This is a genomic window from Streptomyces sp. NPDC021093, from assembly GCF_044333135.1.
GTDB lineage: Bacteria > Actinomycetota > Actinomycetes > Streptomycetales > Streptomycetaceae > Streptomyces.
Map to the genome: position 1 here is coordinate 185,483 of NZ_JBIRQJ010000009.1, position 15,028 is coordinate 200,510.

The 15,028-nt window shown below is 72.4% G+C and carries 12 protein-coding genes; all 12 read right to left on the minus strand.

Annotated elements, in window-relative coordinates; translation table 11 throughout:
- Positions 1 to 141: 141 nt before the first annotated feature.
- Genes ACH4SP_RS28200 through ACH4SP_RS28255 form a run of 12 tightly spaced genes read right to left on the minus strand, consistent with a single transcriptional unit; the run spans position 142 to position 15,023 of the window.
- Positions 142 to 2,571 carry a hypothetical protein gene (locus tag ACH4SP_RS28200; RefSeq protein WP_398418698.1) on the minus strand — a complete coding sequence of 810 codons (2,430 nt, stop codon included), beginning with the start codon at positions 2,569 to 2,571 and terminating at the stop codon, positions 142 to 144.
- Positions 2,568 to 3,410 (minus strand): effector-associated domain EAD1-containing protein, encoded by an 843-nt coding sequence (locus tag ACH4SP_RS28205; RefSeq protein WP_398418699.1) that lies wholly within the window; start codon positions 3,408 to 3,410, stop codon positions 2,568 to 2,570. The genes ACH4SP_RS28200 and ACH4SP_RS28205 overlap by 4 nt, the downstream gene beginning before the upstream one ends.
- Before the next feature lie 22 nt (positions 3,411 to 3,432).
- Positions 3,433 to 5,322: a hypothetical protein gene (locus tag ACH4SP_RS28210; RefSeq protein ID WP_398418701.1), complete on the minus strand. Its 1,890-nt coding sequence runs from the start codon at positions 5,320 to 5,322 to the stop codon at positions 3,433 to 3,435.
- A 3-nt stretch (positions 5,323 to 5,325) separates the two neighbouring features.
- The gene (locus ACH4SP_RS28215; protein ID WP_398418703.1) at positions 5,326 to 6,045 is read right to left on the minus strand and encodes a hypothetical protein; all 720 of its coding nucleotides are present in this window, start codon (positions 6,043 to 6,045) and stop codon (positions 5,326 to 5,328) included.
- On the minus strand, positions 6,038 to 6,316 hold the full coding sequence (locus tag ACH4SP_RS28220) for a hypothetical protein (RefSeq protein ID WP_398418706.1): 279 nt from the start codon (positions 6,314 to 6,316) through the stop codon (positions 6,038 to 6,040). The genes ACH4SP_RS28215 and ACH4SP_RS28220 overlap by 8 nt, the downstream gene beginning before the upstream one ends.
- A gap of 28 nt (positions 6,317 to 6,344) precedes the next feature.
- Positions 6,345 to 7,115: a hypothetical protein gene (locus ACH4SP_RS28225; protein ID WP_398418708.1), complete on the minus strand. Its 771-nt coding sequence runs from the start codon at positions 7,113 to 7,115 to the stop codon at positions 6,345 to 6,347.
- Positions 7,116 to 7,122: 7 nt separating this feature from the next.
- On the minus strand, positions 7,123 to 8,346 hold the full coding sequence (locus ACH4SP_RS28230) for an AAA family ATPase (RefSeq protein WP_398418710.1): 1,224 nt from the start codon (positions 8,344 to 8,346) through the stop codon (positions 7,123 to 7,125).
- Positions 8,343 to 10,388, minus strand: a complete 2,046-nt coding sequence (locus ACH4SP_RS28235; protein ID WP_398418711.1) for an ATP-binding protein — start codon at positions 10,386 to 10,388, stop codon at positions 8,343 to 8,345. Before ACH4SP_RS28235 ends, ACH4SP_RS28230 begins: the two co-directional genes overlap by 4 nt.
- A 13-nt stretch (positions 10,389 to 10,401) precedes the next feature.
- Entirely contained in the window at positions 10,402 to 11,337 is a 936-nt protein-coding gene (locus tag ACH4SP_RS28240; protein WP_398418713.1) for a hypothetical protein, read from the minus strand.
- Positions 11,338 to 11,368: 31 nt separating this feature from the next.
- Positions 11,369 to 12,385: a JAB N-terminal domain-containing protein gene (locus ACH4SP_RS28245; protein WP_398418715.1), complete on the minus strand. Its 1,017-nt coding sequence runs from the start codon at positions 12,383 to 12,385 to the stop codon at positions 11,369 to 11,371.
- Positions 12,382 to 13,941 (minus strand): effector-associated domain EAD1-containing protein, encoded by a 1,560-nt coding sequence (locus ACH4SP_RS28250; protein ID WP_398418717.1) that lies wholly within the window; start codon positions 13,939 to 13,941, stop codon positions 12,382 to 12,384. The genes ACH4SP_RS28245 and ACH4SP_RS28250 overlap by 4 nt, the downstream gene beginning before the upstream one ends.
- Positions 13,920 to 15,023 carry a ThiF family adenylyltransferase gene (locus tag ACH4SP_RS28255; protein ID WP_398418719.1) on the minus strand — a complete coding sequence of 368 codons (1,104 nt, stop codon included), beginning with the start codon at positions 15,021 to 15,023 and terminating at the stop codon, positions 13,920 to 13,922. Before ACH4SP_RS28255 ends, ACH4SP_RS28250 begins: the two co-directional genes overlap by 22 nt.
- Positions 15,024 to 15,028 lie beyond the last annotated feature (5 nt).

Below are 15,028 nucleotides of genomic sequence, written 5' to 3' on the forward strand. Positions count from 1 at the left end.
GCTCGCTCCGGGGTGGGGGGCAGGGTGGGGCCTGTGCAGTCGATGGGCATGGAAGACGCGGTACCCCGAGATCGCCGGGCGGACCGCGGCAGCGTTCGTGACCTTGCGCGGGCAGGCGGTGCCTGGGCAGGCGGGCGAGGGTCAGGTTCTCAGCAGTGCTGAGATCGCGTTCCGCAGCTCGCCGGGGTGCGGGGAGGGCGGTACGTGCTGCTGGAACTGGCGGGCCCAGCGGCCCGCGGGCGCATCGTCCGCCGAGTGGGTGGTGAGCAGCCGCAGTCCGGGGCCCGGCTCCAGGCCCAGCTCGCGGGGGAGCCGGTGCTGGGTGAGCAGGAGGGCGGGGGCGCCGGTGGCGGCTGCGGTTTCCAGCGCGCGGGCCACGTCGGGCACGTCGAGGGTACGAGTGGTCCACAGCGCGAGGATGTCGGTGGGCCTGGCGAGGGGCACGGCCTGGGACGGCCGGTCGAAGGTCACCAGGTGTGGATGGCGGCCGTACCGCCAGAACTCAAGGGTGACCAGGTGCGCCGCCGCCCGCAGCACCCCCTCGACCGGTCCGAACGTGGGCGGGCTGGTGTCCAGGACCAGGGTGACCTCGCCCGGCAGCGGTTCCGCCTCCGTGACGTGGAGGCGGAAGAGCAGTTCGTGGCGGGAGTACTTCATGAGCAGGACTGGTCCGGGCAGGGCGAGTTGGGTGGGCAGGAGGTGCGTCAGGGCGCCCCGGTTGCTGGTGCCGCTGGTGCCGGGGGCGTGGGCGGTGGTTCTCGTACGGGCAGAGCCCCCGCCGGCCCGTGGCGCGAGCAGCAGGAGCTGGTGCGGGGCGAGGTGGGGCATGTCGGCGGCCGCGTGCGCGAGGAGGAGCGGGAGTGCCGGATCGGCCTGGACGGCCTCGGGGCCCAGCACGCTCAGGAGGGAGATCGTACAGTCGGTCACGGTGTCGGCGGCGGCGGCGACCGAGGCCGGGGGGACGGGCGGAACTTCGCTCTCGGACGGGCCGAAGGCCAACGCTTCCCTGAGCGCCGCCACGCGTTCCGAAGCACCGGTGGCGGGTGGGGGGACGCAGTCGGCGAGTTGATCGGTCGCGGACGCGAGAAGTCCCGCGAATCCGACCCGCGACCGTCCCGGCCAGCCCAGGCCTCTCAGCCGGACGACGCCGGGGTGACTGGCGAGCGCGAGGAAGCGCCGGTCGTGGAGCGTGCCGGGGGCCGCCCGGCCAGTAAGCGCGACGAGGTCCTCGACAAGGGACAGCGGCGGCCACAGGTCGGCTTTGCCAAGGGCGAGGAGGGCGGCCGGGTCGACCTGAGGGAGGGGTACGGGAGCAGGAGCTGCGGCGGGGGCCAGCGGTGTGTCGGGCGGCGGGGTCGTTTCGGACGGCACGAACGTGTCGGTCAGCCGAATGAGCGCACCGCGGGCCGAGGGCACCGGAGGCACGTCGTCACCCGCCGCCTGCCGTACGGGAGCGAAGGGCTCCACTGCGCGCCGCACGCCGTAGTCCTCGCAGACGACGGCACTCATCGGCACCCCGGACGCGGACAGGCACCAGGTCGCACAGACGATGCCGGGGTGTTCGTAGGTACGGGTGAAAATCCGGGTCGACAACCACCTGCCGGGGGTGCCGGCCGCCGCGTCACCCGGGCCGTCCAGCTCGATGAACGCCACCTCGCCCGTGTCGCAGACCGCCACGAGGAGGTGCCGGCGGTCGGGCAGGTCGAACCAGGCCAGTGTCCGTACCCCCGGCACCCGATAGCCGACGACCAAGTGCGCCTGGGGGTAGGTCACTTCGTAGACCGAGATTCCGCCCCCGGATCCCGACGCCAGCAGGAACTGTCCGTTGGACAACGTCGTCGCGCTCAGGGCACTCGGCGAGAGAACGGGAGCCACCAGTGATTCGGGGCGCGCCGGCCGGTCCCGAAAGCCTCTGTTCGTCGGCTGGCTCACCATGCGGAGAGCCCCCTTGTCGGCCCACATGACACTCACCGCTCCGGTGGATTCGACGCATCCGCAGAGCACCTCCCCCAGCTCTGAGGAGCCCGGCACGTTGCCGTACCACCCACCGGGCCCGTAGACGAGACCGCGGATCAGGAAGCGGTCCGCTCCATGGACTCGGACCGGGTCCGAAGCCTGGGGGCCGGGCAACCGGAACAGTAGTGCCGCCGTCGCCCCGTCCCAGATCGCACAACCGGAGGCCTGCCGTACCGCCAGCAGGGCCCGGCCGCCGGTCGTGTTCCAGGTGACGGACCGCACCGGCTCCGACCCGTCCTGCATCACGCGCAGCAGTCTGCCGGTCTGCCCGTCCCACACCCGGACCCTGCCCGTCGGAGTGCCCCCGGCCACCAGCAGCGGTCCGCCCGGCACCGCAGCGATGTCCATGCAGGTCACGCCACCGTGCAGGCCTTGTTGATAGGACTTGTCGAACAGTCCCTCCAGCTCGGCGACGCCGGGTGTCAGCTCCGGCGAGGCCTTGCCGAAACCGGGGGCGGACTGTTCCAGATCCGGGCCACCGCGTCCCACCGAGCGTGCGTGGGTCAGCGCCCACGCACGCAGCGCCTGCTCGTCGGCCGGTCCTGTCACTGTCATCGCGGATGTCCCCCACTGTGCCCCAACACCACCAGATTCGCCTTCAGTTGCTCGCCGTACTCGTCCCCCAGCGCCACCGCCACGTGTTCCGCCGCCAGCCGTGCGGCGGCGTCCAGTGCGGGCACCCGTGCCAGCAGTCCGTAGAACTCCCGTGCGTACAGCACCGCCGTGTCGTCGTCGAGCGGTCCCCGGTGGGCGATCACCGTCTCGACCACTCCGGTGAACAGTTCCGCCACGGCCTCGCTGTCGCAGGACGCCAGCACCAGTCCGCGCAGCTCCGCGCGTGCGTAGCGTGCGTACACACCCAGCAGTCGTGCGACGTCGCGTGCGGGCACCCGGTGGGCGTCGCCGTAGGCGTCCTCGAAGACGAGCTGTTCGCCCTCGCCGTGGCAGACCAGGTGCAGGAGGTCGGGGCGTACGTCCAGGACGCGGTCCAGATCGGTGACGTCCGAGGCCGGGCAGTAGTCCACGGCGACGGGGCCGCCTGCCACGGCCTGCTGGATGGCTCTCAACTCCCGGTCGGTGCGCACCCGTGGGGATCCGTGCGGACTCGCTCCCACGACCAGGACATGTGCGACGGCCGGTCGTGGGACCGCACGGAGGACCGGACTGTGCGGGTAGTCCCGTGCCGCTGTCTCCAGCAGACGTCCCCGACCGTCCTCCATGATGCCCGCCGAGACGGCTTCGGCCACCGCGTACCAGAATTCGAGGGGGGTGACGCCGAATTGACCGGGCACGTGCTCCCGGGGGAATCCGGCCCGGTGCAGCAGGGCCCTGGCGCTCGGGCCCGGCGGGAAGGCCTGGGCGAGTGCGTGGATCTCTTCGTCCGTCAGGTTCATGACGGGAGTACCTGGCATGCGGCTACCGCCTCCGGTCGGCGTTCCTGGCGGCCCGTTCGTAGAGGCTCGCCGCCCGCAGTTCGTCCCCGGCGTGCTCGTGCAGCTCGGCGGCACGCACCAGGTCACCGGCGAACTCCGCTTCGAGCGCGGTTTCCCGCCAGTGCTTGGGTCGGTTCGGGCCACCGCTACCGGCACGCCGGCGACGGTTCGCGGGCGGCTTCGGCTGATCCTGCGGTCGGCGCGGCGGTTGCGCCTGGCGCGGCACGGGCTGGGGGGTCAGCCGCTCGTCGACCACGCGCAGCACCGTCTCCGCCTCGGGCGGAAGCTGAAGGTCGGGTTCGGGCAGCGGGCCCAGCCACAGGTTCCAGGCCGGGCACCGCCGGGTCAGGTCGAAGACGAGAGCGGCCCGTACGGTCAGTACGACGGCCCTGTCGGCATCGGGTTCGAAGAGGTCCTGCAGCGCCGACGGCGGCAGCAGCGGCTCCGTACGGAAACCGAGCGGGAGGTACAGCGGTCCCGGTCCGATGCAGTGCAGCGGCTCCCCCAACGGCAGGCGCTCCAGCAGCCCACCCGCCGCGAGCAGCAGATGCTGGTCCCGCCCGGCGACGACCTGGACCGAGTCGGCGAGCGGATGCCCCTCCAACATCAGTCGTACGGAGTCCAGTTGGGAGCCCTCCAACAGGGTGGCATCGATCGTCGCACCCGGGGTCCTGGTGGGCACGACCGTGAGGCGGGGGGCGTCGGGGGCCAGTCGCTCACCGTCGGCCCAGTCCGGCGCGACGCCCACGTCCTGCAACGGGTAGTCGGTGGCGAGCTCGACCAGGGCCGCGCCGTCGAGCGGCTCGCCCAGCCGCTCCAGCCGGGCGCAGCCGAACTCCGCCCCCGCCAGCAGCCACACTCCCCGGCCGGCGAGTTCGAGCAGCGGGCCGTCGCTCAGCGCGGAGCCCCGGCCGTACTGCATCAGCACGGTGTTCTCTCCCCCGACGTTGCGGCAGAGGAGGACGAGGGGGTCGCGGTGGAGCGCGTCGAGGAATCCGGCGGGCAGGTCTCCGCGCGGGGCGCGCAGGGTGATTTCGAGTACGACGCCGTGCGGGGCGGGGTCGGGCGGCTCCTCGCCCGCCTGCGATTCCTCGGTGAAGAGCGGGGCGAGGCGGGTGGGGCGGTACGTCACTTCCAGGCCCAGGTCGAGTGCCCGCCGGACCACACCTCCGGCGAGCCGTGCCTCCAGGAGCACCACCGCCTCTTCCAGGGGTCGTCGGGGTACGTCGTGCAGACCGGCCCGCCGTACCAGGTCCAGGAGTGCGGCCGGCCGCAGCGAGGCCAGTGGCAGGCGCTCCGCCGTCCGGTTGGCCGTGGCACGCTTCGCGTCGCCCCAGCCCTGGTCCCGTACCAACTCTGTGCCCCTGACCAGGAATGCCGTTCCGTCGGCTGCCGTGGCCAGCTGCCGCCCGAGGTCCAGGGCAACGCGCGTCAGCACCCACCAGGACGTTCCGTCGCTGTTCCAGCGGTGGTCGTCGCCGCTGGGCCTGCCCAGGGCGGAGAGCCGTCCGGCGAAGGCGAGGGCGGCGGTGGCGGTGGCGAACCGCACGGCGAGGGCCGATTCGGCGGAGTCACCGGCGCCGCCGCGGGTGCCACCGGGAGCGGGGCCGGGGCCGGGGGCCGCAGGACGTGCCGGGGCCGGCTTCCGGACGGGGACGGGGGCCGGGGCCGGGCGGGCAGCCGTCACCGAGGGCCGGACCGTAGTCCTCGGGATCTCCTCCAGCGACCCGAAGGGCCGCCGGGAGGGGACGGGCGGTACGGCCCGCGGAGGTAGGGACGGCTCAGGTGTCGGCCCGGACGGCTCAGGCAGCGGTACCGGCCGCTGTTCGTTGTCGTCGTTGTCGTCGTTGCGGCGTCGGCGTGGCCACTTCATGGTTCACCCCTGTCGTGGTGGGCGGACGGACCGCAGACGGTTGCCCGGTACTGAGCCGGACGGCGCGGGGTCGGGCAGCGTGATCTCGGAGTTCAGCACCCGGGCCGCCCACTGCCTCCAGCGCTGCGCTGCGCCGCTGCGCCGACCCCGTACCGCTGCGGCGAAGAGCAGTGCGACCTGGTCGTAGCGCTTCATCGACTCGGCCGTCGCCACCGCCCACTCCTCCACGAGCCGGTCGTACACGAGGTCGCGGAAGGTGAGGAAGCGCGCCGCCGCATCAAGGGCCGCGAGCGGTTCCTGGTCGGGACGGCCGTCCATCACGTCGCAGCGGGCCAGTGCCAGCCGCATCCGCAGCGAACTGTCCCGGGCCTCCTGCTCGGCGATCGGGTCCCTCTCCGGGTCGGGCACGTCGGTCATCTGCGGCCAGAAGTGAAACGAGAGAATCTCCTGACCGAAGTCGGAGATCCTGAGGGGCGGAGCGGTCGACATTCTCCGGGCCCCGGCCGTGTCCCCCGCGTCGTGCACGAGCAGCCAGACCGCCACGTCCGCCAGGCCCGCACGCGCGTAGTCGTTGGCCGCCTCCTTGAACTGCCCCATTTCTGCCCAGAGTTCGGCCGAGCGACGGTAGGCGCCCGCTTCTCTGAGGCAGCGTGCGGCCTCGCCGGGCAGCCCGGACCGCAGATAGCAGCCCGCGGCGCGTTCCAGCAGTGCTGAATCAGTCACGGTCGCGCCGCTCCTGCCTCGTCTCCCGGCGCTCCTCGGCCTCGGGTACGGACGCGGATGCGGGCTCCACGGTGCGCCGCGGCGGGCCGGTGGCGCCGTACACCTCCTCGATCAGGGCGTGGTCCTCGACGAGCCTGGCCAGCGCGGCGGTCACGCGGTCGTGCCGGGCGTCGTGGTCGGCGACGCGCGGTCCGGTGCCGATGTCCTCGACCTCGTACATCTCGACCTCGCCGGTGTCGGCCCGGTAGCGGAACTTCACTCGTACACGCATGGCACCCCTTTCACGACGGCCCCGACCCCTAGATCTGGAGCTCGAAGTCGATCTCCAGCACCCCGTCGGACTCCTCGCACCTGATGAACTCCGCGCCACGCGAGCGCGCGTACGCCAGCAGTGCGTCCCGGTAGGCGTCGGCCAGCGCACGGTGGAAGAGGTTCCTGGCCAGCACACCCACTGCGGCGAGCCGTGCCGCCGCCTGCTCCCGCAGTTCCCGCTCCCGCTCCCGGGCCGCTGCGGCGAGGGCCGTCTCGGCGCGGCCCGCCGCCGCTTCCCGCGCCGCGCCCTCGGTGTTCGACTCCGCCTCGCGGCGGGCGCTGCGGACCCGTTCCTCGGTCTCCCGGGTCAGCGCCGCCTCGGCATCGGCGTGGGCCTGCCGCCATGCGGACGTACGGTCGGACCTGCCCCAGTCGTCGTCGTACACGCCCAGCCCCTCGGCCTCGATCGTGCCGGTGACTTCGCCGCGTACGGTCTCCGTCGCCTCGCCCGCCGCCTCGACCTCCGCCGACACGGCCGCCACGATCTCCAGTTCGGCCTCGGCCTGGCGGTAGGCGACCCAGCCACCGTCGAAGGTGAACCGGAACCCGTCCTCGGTCTCCTCCCACCCCGCCGTCCTGGCGAGCACACCGGGCAGCGCGGCCAGTGTCGGGGCGCCGACGGAGCCGCGCAGCGGTTCGCGGACCTGTGCGGTGCCCGTCGCCTCGGCGGTCCTGACCACACGCCGCCGGGTCTCCTGTTCCCAGGCGACGGCCACTTCACGTGTGGCCCGCACCCTGATGCGCCTCGGATTGCACATGCTCGCCTCACTCCTCGGGAAAGTCCTCGCGCAGTTTGGTGAGTGCCTCGCGCTGGATCTGGGTCGTCTCCTTGAGCAGTTGCTGCTCGGCCGGGTGGTCGCGGCGCGCCTCGGCTGCCAGCCGTCCCAGGAGCCGCAGCACGTCGCGGATCTCGTCCGAAGTGCGCAGCAGGGCAAGCCGGTTGCGGTATTCGCGCAGGTCGATCCGGAGGTCGTACGGGTCGCGCAGGACCCGTCCCGGGGTGTCGACCGGAACACCGTGGTCGGCGACGATGCGGCGCAGCGACTGCTCGTCCCTGGGGTCCGTCCACAGCCGGGCCAGGACTGCCAGGTCGGAGGCCTCCGCCCGCAGTCTTCCGGCCAGCAGCGCGGACGCAGCGAACACCTTCTGGGCCTTCACGGCCCGGCGGTCGGAGAAGGCGATGCCTTCGGCGCGCAGGGCGCGCACGATGCGTGCGTACGGTTCGCGCACGGCGGTCAAGTCGATGTCGGCCAGGGCCTGTTGGAGTACGGCCAGGTCGGTGAGCGGGAACGCCACCCGGGAGCGCTCCGTGCCGGCGACCTTGACGGGTCCGCCGTCCGGGAATCCTTCGGCCCGGTCCTGCTCGCCGCGGATCTGGAGCTGTTCCGCCTGCCAGCCGAGGCCCAGCACCTCCTCGATCTCGTCGTCGGCCACGTAGTCCAGCCGACAGCGGAACAGGAAGCGGTCGCTGAACGCGGCGAGCACCGGGTCGTCGGGGATCTCGTTCGACGAGCCGAGCAGGGTGATCAGCCGACCGTGGATGGTCTTGCTGCCGGTGAAGAAGTTCCGCTCGTTGACCAGGGTCAGCAGGGTGTTGAGGATGGCCGAACTGCCCTGGAAGACCTCGTCGAGGAAGGCGATACGGGCTTCGGGCAGCATGCCGGTGGTGTTCACCTCGTACACGCTGTCGTTCTGAAACTTCCGCAGGTCGATGGGGCCGAAGAGTTCGGCAGGCTCGGTGAACCTGGTGAGCAGGTAGGTGAAGGGCGAGGTGTCCAGGATGCGGCAGTACCGCTCGATCAGCCGGGTCTTGGCGGTGCCCGGCGGCCCGATCAGCAGGACGTGTTCGCGGCACAGGGTGGCCAGGGCCAGCAGGTCGACCACTTCGTCGCGTTCGACGAAGTCCTGTTTCACTTCTTCGAGCCGAGTGGCGAAGGTACGGGCCAGTCTCCGGGTGTAGTCGTGCCTGCTGGGAATCGTGTCGCTCACGGTGTCGTGCCGTCCCCTCGGTCGAGCGGTGCTGCCCCCGCGGGGGCCGTCGGGGCCGCCGCCGGGCGGCCCGCGAGAACGATCATTGCGGCGCGCTGCGAGCGCTGTGCGGCGCTGCTGGCGACGCCCCGGCCGGTCTGCTGCTGGGCCCGGTCGAGGTCGCGCTGCTGGCGGGACCTGCGGATCTCGCCGACGAGCTCGCCGAGCCTGCGGGCGTCGGGTGCGGCCCTCCCGCCGACGAGCTGTTCGGCGCGTGCGTCGCGGAACACCGAGCGGATCTCGTCGCCGTTCATCCCGTCCGTCGCCGTCGCCATCCGGTTCAGCAGGGCGGGCCGTACGCTCACCCCGAAGTGCTTCGCGTGCACCTCTGCGATGGCGATGCGGGCCGCATGGTCCGGCAGGTCGATCTTGACGGGGCGGAAGCGGCTGGGGCGCAGGAGCGCGTCGTCGATCAGGTCGATGCGGTTGGTGGTGCCGATGATGAGGACCGGCACCTCGGGGCGGAACCCGTCGAGTTCGGTGAGGAGTTGGGCCACGATGGCGTTGCCCGCCCGGCTGCCTCCGTCGTCGCGTCCGGTGCGCTGGGAGGCGATCGAGTCGAACTCGTCGAAGACGATGACCGCGGGCGCGTTGCGCCTGGCCTCCGCGAACAGGTCGCGTACCTTGCGCTCGCTCTCCCCCACGTACATGTCGGTGATCTCCGGGCCCGAGACGACCAGGATCGTCGCGCCGAGCCTGCTGGCCACCGCCTTCGCGAAGAGCGTCTTTCCGGTGCCGGGCGGGCCGTGGAAGATGAACCCGCGCGGGACGAGGTCGTGCCGCAGGTGTTCGGGGAGGTCGGCCGCCCCGCCGACGATGTCCAGCGCCCGCTGGAGTTCGTCCTTGACCTCCTTGTAGCCGCCGATGGCGGAGAGCGGCACGTCGGGGACCTCGAAGGCGCTGGAGGTACGGGCCTTGAAGATGCGCAGCTCCTGGAGGAGGTCGGCGAACGTGGGCCTGCGGCCGGCGCGTTCGGGTCCCGCGTGGTGGTGGTAGGCGAACCGCACGGCGTGCCGGAGCCGGACGGCGTTCATGCCCGCCACGTACTTGTAGAGGCCGCCCGGGTCGAATCCGGAGAACAGTTGCGCCTCGTCGCGGGTGATCAGGGCCAGTCCCAGCGGTACGCGCCCGCCGCCCGCCGCGTCCACCTCGCGCGGCAGGATGTCGAGCGCGAGACGGACGCCGAACCGGCCGGCGAGTACCTCGGGGACGACGAGAGAGGGGTCGGTGAAGGCCAGCAGGACGCGTTCGCTGCGCTCGTACAGCACATCGGTCAGCTCTCGGGCCTCGGCGGTGAGCGCCGCGTCGCTGCCGCCGGCGAGGAGGTCGAGGTGGGGTACGACCACGACGTGCTCGGGCGGGGCGTCGGTGACGGCGGTGTGCAGCAGCGCGAGGAGTTCGGCGCGGCGGCCAGGACCGAAGCCGCCGGGTGCGCCGGGTGCGGCGGCGTCCGTGGCGCTCTCGGCGAGCCGGACGGTCTCGCGCGGGCGTCCCGACCGTCCGGCTATCTCGGTGGCCAGGTGTTCCACCAGCAGTTTCTCGCAGCGGATGAGTACCGAGAGGCCGCTTTCCAGATAGGCGGCGGCGCGGCTGATCTCGACGTCGTGCGCGAGGAGGACGGCCTCGCGCTCGCTCAGCCGCTCGGGGTGGTCGTGCGCGGACGCCGCCACCACCATGCGGTCCTGCGGCTTCTCGACGGGGCCGGGGGCCTGCTCCGCCGTCGGTGCGTCGTCGGCCGTACCGCCCACCAGCGCGCCGAGCCGCACGCCGGGCGGCAGGTAGAGCGGGGTGTCCGGGGAGGGCGGGCCGTCGAGCACGTCGACGTACAACCGTCCCACCAGAAGCCGCAGATGGTCCTCGGAAAGCTCGCTCAGCGACAACGCGGGGTATTCCGCGAGGAGTTGACCGACAGTGAGGTCCGGGTCGTCGACCGAGGCCATCACGACGCGGTCCCGCAGCTCCTGCGGGCTGGTCGACACGAGGACGAGGCGGCGCTTGGGCATGGGGGTCGTCCTTTCAACCGGTCGCCGACGGGGTGAGCCGGTAGCGGCGTACGAGCCCGACGGCCGGCTGGTGGCCGGTCAGCAGGGGCCTGGCCGCCGCCAGCCCCGAGTGCCTGCGGGCCAGGTCCGCGAGCGGCGCCCAGAACCGGACGGTGGCCAGCGTCAGGTCGTCGGGCAGGCTGCGCAGGGCGAGTTGCCGCCGCGCCTCGCGGATCCGCAGGTCCCACTCGGCGCCGTACCGCAGGCGGGCGGTGAGGCAGGTGTCGAGTACGACCTCGGGATGGTCGGCGGACAGCCGGGCCAGCAGCTGGGAGCGCCAGTCCAGCACCGGGGCACGCCCCGGCCAGTCGGCGAGCGCGTGGCACAGGAACCGGTGCCCGCCCGGCCTGCGGACGAGCGCGCCCGCCGTGCGCACGGCGCCGGTGGCCCCCCGGGAGAGCGGCCCGGACGCGGGGTGGTGGAGCACGGCGGTCAGCGGGGAGGCGTCCAGCAGCACTTCGGAGATGCGTCGTTCGTACGTTTCCGCTGTGGCCCGGCCTGTGCCCGCGGCCCCTTGCGGGGTGGCCCCGGGGAGGCGCGGCAGGGCGTCCAGGAAGGGGGCGACGACGGCGTGCCGGGCGAGCGCGTCGCACCAGCCGCCGTCCCGTACCGACAGAGCGGGCGGTGGCAGCGCCTCGGCGACGGCGCACGCGGAGTCCGGGTCCATGCGGCCGCCGATCGCCGCGGCGAGCAGTACACCCCCTGCGCCTGCGGGTTCCGGGTCGCCGAACGGCGGTCGGCCGGCGCCGTGCTGGGCCGCGAAGCGCCGGATCAGCTCGGCCAGCGCCCGGTGCACGTCCGCGCCCGGGTCGATGAGGGCAGCGGTGTGCTGGAGGGGGCCGCCAGGCGGCGGGCCCGTCCCGTCGACCGCCCAGCGCAGCACCCGCAGGGCGGTGGTCAGGGCGTTCACGGCTCCCTCACCCCGTATGTGGTCCAGGTGTTCATGGCTCCCTCACCCAGTAGGGGGCCTTGGTCATCCGGTCGGTCCCGTCCCTGCGGTAGAGGCGCACCACCCGTGACGTCCGGTCGATGTTGACGAGGGCCGCCACCTGCCACGGCCGGTGGAAGGTGGTGGTGTGCAGGTCCACGTCGGCGGAGGAGAGCCCGAAGCGGTCCGAGGCCGGGAACAGGTGGGTGTGGTACCAGCCGACGAGGCATTCGCCGTCGTCGCGCGCGGCGAGTGATTCGCCGATCCGCAGATAGGACTCGCCGGTGAAGGTGAAGTGCAGGAGCGAGGCGCCGGTGCGTTCCGCGGGGAGTGCGTCGGTCACTTCCACCACGTGGCCGTCCGGATGGGTGCCGTTGCGGTGGACGTGCCCCGCGAGGAATCCACCCTCCTCGACCTCGCGCGAGAAGGGCCGCGTATCGCTCAGTGCCCGGTGGACCCTCGGGTGGAGCACCACGGAGACCGGTTCGGCGGCCGTCCGCGGGTGGGGTCCGGCGACGCCGAGTTCTTCGAGGGTGATCAACGGCGGGTCGGGTTCCGGTACTTCCTCCATGCCGAAGAGGCGTCGCCTGGGGCCGCCGACGGTGATCTCCATCGTCTTGTCGGTCGGCGGCCTCGGCCGGACGAGCGGGGACTTCTCCAGCCCGGGACCACGGAGCCCGAACCCCCAGTGGGTCTCGTCGGGGAGCCTTTCGCCGAGGATTTCCTGGAGGGGTACGCCGACGAGCTCGCGCACCGCGTGCGGGTGCCGGTAGAGCACGGTGTCCCGTCGGACGATCCGGACCTGGACGTATCCGTGGCTGCCCCTGAGGTTGACGACGGAGGGCTTGCCCCGGACGGAGGCGCGATCGGTGAGGGGCAGGAAGGCCAGCTCGATCGTGGTGCCCTCCAGCGACTGGCCGACCACGGGTTCCAGGACGCGGCGCAGCAGCGGCAGCAGCGGCAGGCGTCCGGCCCGCACGTAGTCGTCGGTGCGGAAGAGTTCCACCTCGATGTCCCCCGGGGTGTTCATCGGCCGGCTCCGCCTTCTACGGGTTCGACGACATTGGGGTAGCGGGGGGTGTCCCGGGTGACGGGGGCGGCGACGCTGCCGTTGATGTCGCCGATCCGGTCCTGGTTGTCCTCGACCCACTGGGCGGCGGTGCGGTCGTAGAAGTTGCCGCGCACCCGTGGGGTGCCCTCGGGCCCGAGCTCGCCCGTCGGTTCGAACAGGGAGTAGTTGCGGAAGCCCGCCATGTCGACGAGCATCTGGCACAGCGCCCCGAAGCTGAGCGAGGGCTGGTACGACTCGGCCAGCAGCCCGAGGCAGACCAGACCCTTGCTCTGGGCGTAGAGCCGCGACTGCTCGTTGTCGTAGTTGGGGAACACATTGGGGTGGAAGACGGGTGTCAGCCAGTAGACCTGGGGGGCCGTCTCGGGGAAGTCGGGGCCGAGCTGGATCAGTACGACGTGGCGGGTGATCTCGGACGGTTCGCCGCCCGGCTCGGCGGGCGGCCCGAAGCTCAACTGGTCGAATTCCACCTCGAATTCGGTGGGCAGCAGCGCCGAAGCGGTGCGGACGACGAACCCGGGGTGGCTGTCGGCGTACGCGACGATCTGGTTGCGGACCCGGTAGAGGGCGTCCTGCCGGTCGAGGGGGTTGACTGCCCCGGCGGTGGTCTCGAAGCCGACCCTCAGCCGGTCCCCGTCCTGGACGCCCGAGTCGTGCAGGGTGGCCTCGGGGTCGAGGCGGCGGCCCTGGCCGTCGGACTGGACGTGGTCGATGACCGTGGCGCGCGTGGCGTCGGCGAACCCCGGCCCGTACTGGTCGACGACCTCGGCGGCGACGTCGCTGTTCGTCTGCTGGGCCGGGGCGTCGTAGAGCCGCCACTGCCTGCCGTCCGGGCCCTCGACGAAGAGCTGGTGCAGCAGGTAGTCGGGGTGGCCCGGTGCGACGACGGTCCACCCCGACAGGGTCTCCCGCAGTCCTTCCCGTACGACATCGGGCTGGTCGGAATCGAGGCGGAAGGAGACGGCGTGCGCGGTCGACCAGACCTCCCGGGGGCGCAGGCCCAGGGAGGTGAGGGCGGCGGCGGCCCGTCGGCGGTCGTCCTCGGAGTCCGCGCGGACGATCACGTGGCAGGTGGGTTCGGTACGGGGTGCGGCTTCGGCGGGGGCGGGCTGTGGGACGGGGGCCCGAGGCGTGGGCGCCGGCTCGGGCACCGGGGGCGCGGGAAGGATCCCGTACGTCCGGGCGAGGTCGACCAGCCTCTCGTTGGCCCGGTACGTCCGTACCGCGAGGGTGATCAGCTGCCGGTAGGGAGCCTCGACGACCCCGTTGGCGAGGTCGACGAAGATCTCGGTCCAGGTGTCCTCGGGCTTCGCTCCGACGAAGTTGGGGCGTCGGCCACGGGGGAAGTCGATCCGGTCGAGGATCCCGGCGGCCTCCTTGTCCGTTCCGTAGAGCCCGGCCAGTACTTCCAGCAGCCGGTACCTGTCCTCCCTGGTGATGGGAATCTCCGGCAGACGCACGGGGCCTGCCGCATCGTGGGGTTCAGGCGGGCCGCTCAGGAACTCAGCCGATGCCATGTGTACTCCCCCTTCGGCCGACGGACGGAAAGGATCTCCTGAGGGGGCACTCCAAGGTCACTCAGCCGAGTGTCCACAGCTGCGTCTCTCAGGCGGATGCTGAACCGCGGGCGCCTCAGGCGTCCGCAGCGGTCACAGGGGGAGAACGGGTCCTCGGCCGCAGCCCGTTCGCCGACGGAATCAGCGTAGCCCCGGCAGGCCCGGCACCGTACGGGAACCGGCAGGGGAAACTGCGACCAGGTGAACGGCTCGTCGCCGGGCGGCAAGGAGTCGATCAACTCCCCGGCTGTCGCACGGTGGTTGAGCGCGCAGGGCGTGATGTCCCCCTCGATCGGCCGGTGGTGGGGGCAGTCGGGGTCACGGCTCATCACGACGGGTGCGGTGCGGCCCGTCAGGGAGTCGATGCGCAGGAGGCGGTACGGGGGCCGCACCCCGAGGAGGCTGCGCAGTGCGGCCTGGGTCATCCAGGCCGCGACCAGGGCGGTGGTCCCGATGGAGGTGCCGAGCGGGCCGGCCGCGGTCTCGTCGAGACAGCTCCACGGAACGTCGGTGGTACTGCGCCGGTGCGCGGTCAACGTGCAGCCGTAGCAAGCTTCTTGGGTGTCGAGGCGCAGCCGGACCTCCCCCTCCCAGGGGCCGGTCGCACCGTCCACGAGCGATGCCTCGACGAGTGCGCACCGGCCCAGCAGGCGCATCCGGGAACGGACGCTGTCCAGGCAGCCCAACACCACTCCCGCCGAAGCGAGTTCACCCAGCCCCACCCCTGCGGCGAGGTCGTACGGCCGGGACTCGACGACGACGCCGGGCGACAGCCGTCGCAGCCCTTCGGCCGCGGCCTCCGTCTTGGGCCTTCCGACGTCGCCGGGGCCGAAGAGGACCGAACGGCTCAGATTGGTGGTCTCCACGACGTCCGGGTCGCAGAGGACCAGCCGCCCGGTCCCGGCCAGGGCCAGGTTCTTGGCCGCCTCGTTCCCCAGCGCACCGAGTCCGACGACGACGGCCGTGGCCGCGCCGATCGCCTCCGGATCCCACTCGGGCACGAGCCGCTCACGCGCGAACCGGTCGCCTTCCGCTCCCTTCATGGCGC

Excerpts from the sequence above, each read along its gene's own strand:
- ACH4SP_RS28220 (WP_398418706.1), bottom strand. The coding sequence starts at position 6,316 with ATGCGTGTACGAGTGAAGTTCCGCTACCGGGCCGACACCGGCGAGGTC.
- ACH4SP_RS28255 (WP_398418719.1), bottom strand. The coding sequence starts at position 15,023 with ATGAAGGGAGCGGAAGGCGACCGGTTCGCGCGTGAGCGGCTCGTGCCC.
- ACH4SP_RS28245 (WP_398418715.1), bottom strand. The coding sequence starts at position 12,385 with ATGAACACCCCGGGGGACATCGAGGTGGAACTCTTCCGCACCGACGAC.
- ACH4SP_RS28235 (WP_398418711.1), bottom strand. The coding sequence starts at position 10,388 with ATGCCCAAGCGCCGCCTCGTCCTCGTGTCGACCAGCCCGCAGGAGCTG.
- ACH4SP_RS28250 (WP_398418717.1), bottom strand. The coding sequence starts at position 13,941 with ATGGCATCGGCTGAGTTCCTGAGCGGCCCGCCTGAACCCCACGATGCG.
- ACH4SP_RS28205 (WP_398418699.1), bottom strand. The coding sequence starts at position 3,410 with ATGAACCTGACGGACGAAGAGATCCACGCACTCGCCCAGGCCTTCCCG.
- ACH4SP_RS28200 (WP_398418698.1), bottom strand. The coding sequence starts at position 2,571 with ATGACAGTGACAGGACCGGCCGACGAGCAGGCGCTGCGTGCGTGGGCG.
- ACH4SP_RS28210 (WP_398418701.1), bottom strand. The coding sequence starts at position 5,322 with ATGAAGTGGCCACGCCGACGCCGCAACGACGACAACGACGACAACGAA.
- ACH4SP_RS28225 (WP_398418708.1), bottom strand. The coding sequence starts at position 7,115 with ATGTGCAATCCGAGGCGCATCAGGGTGCGGGCCACACGTGAAGTGGCC.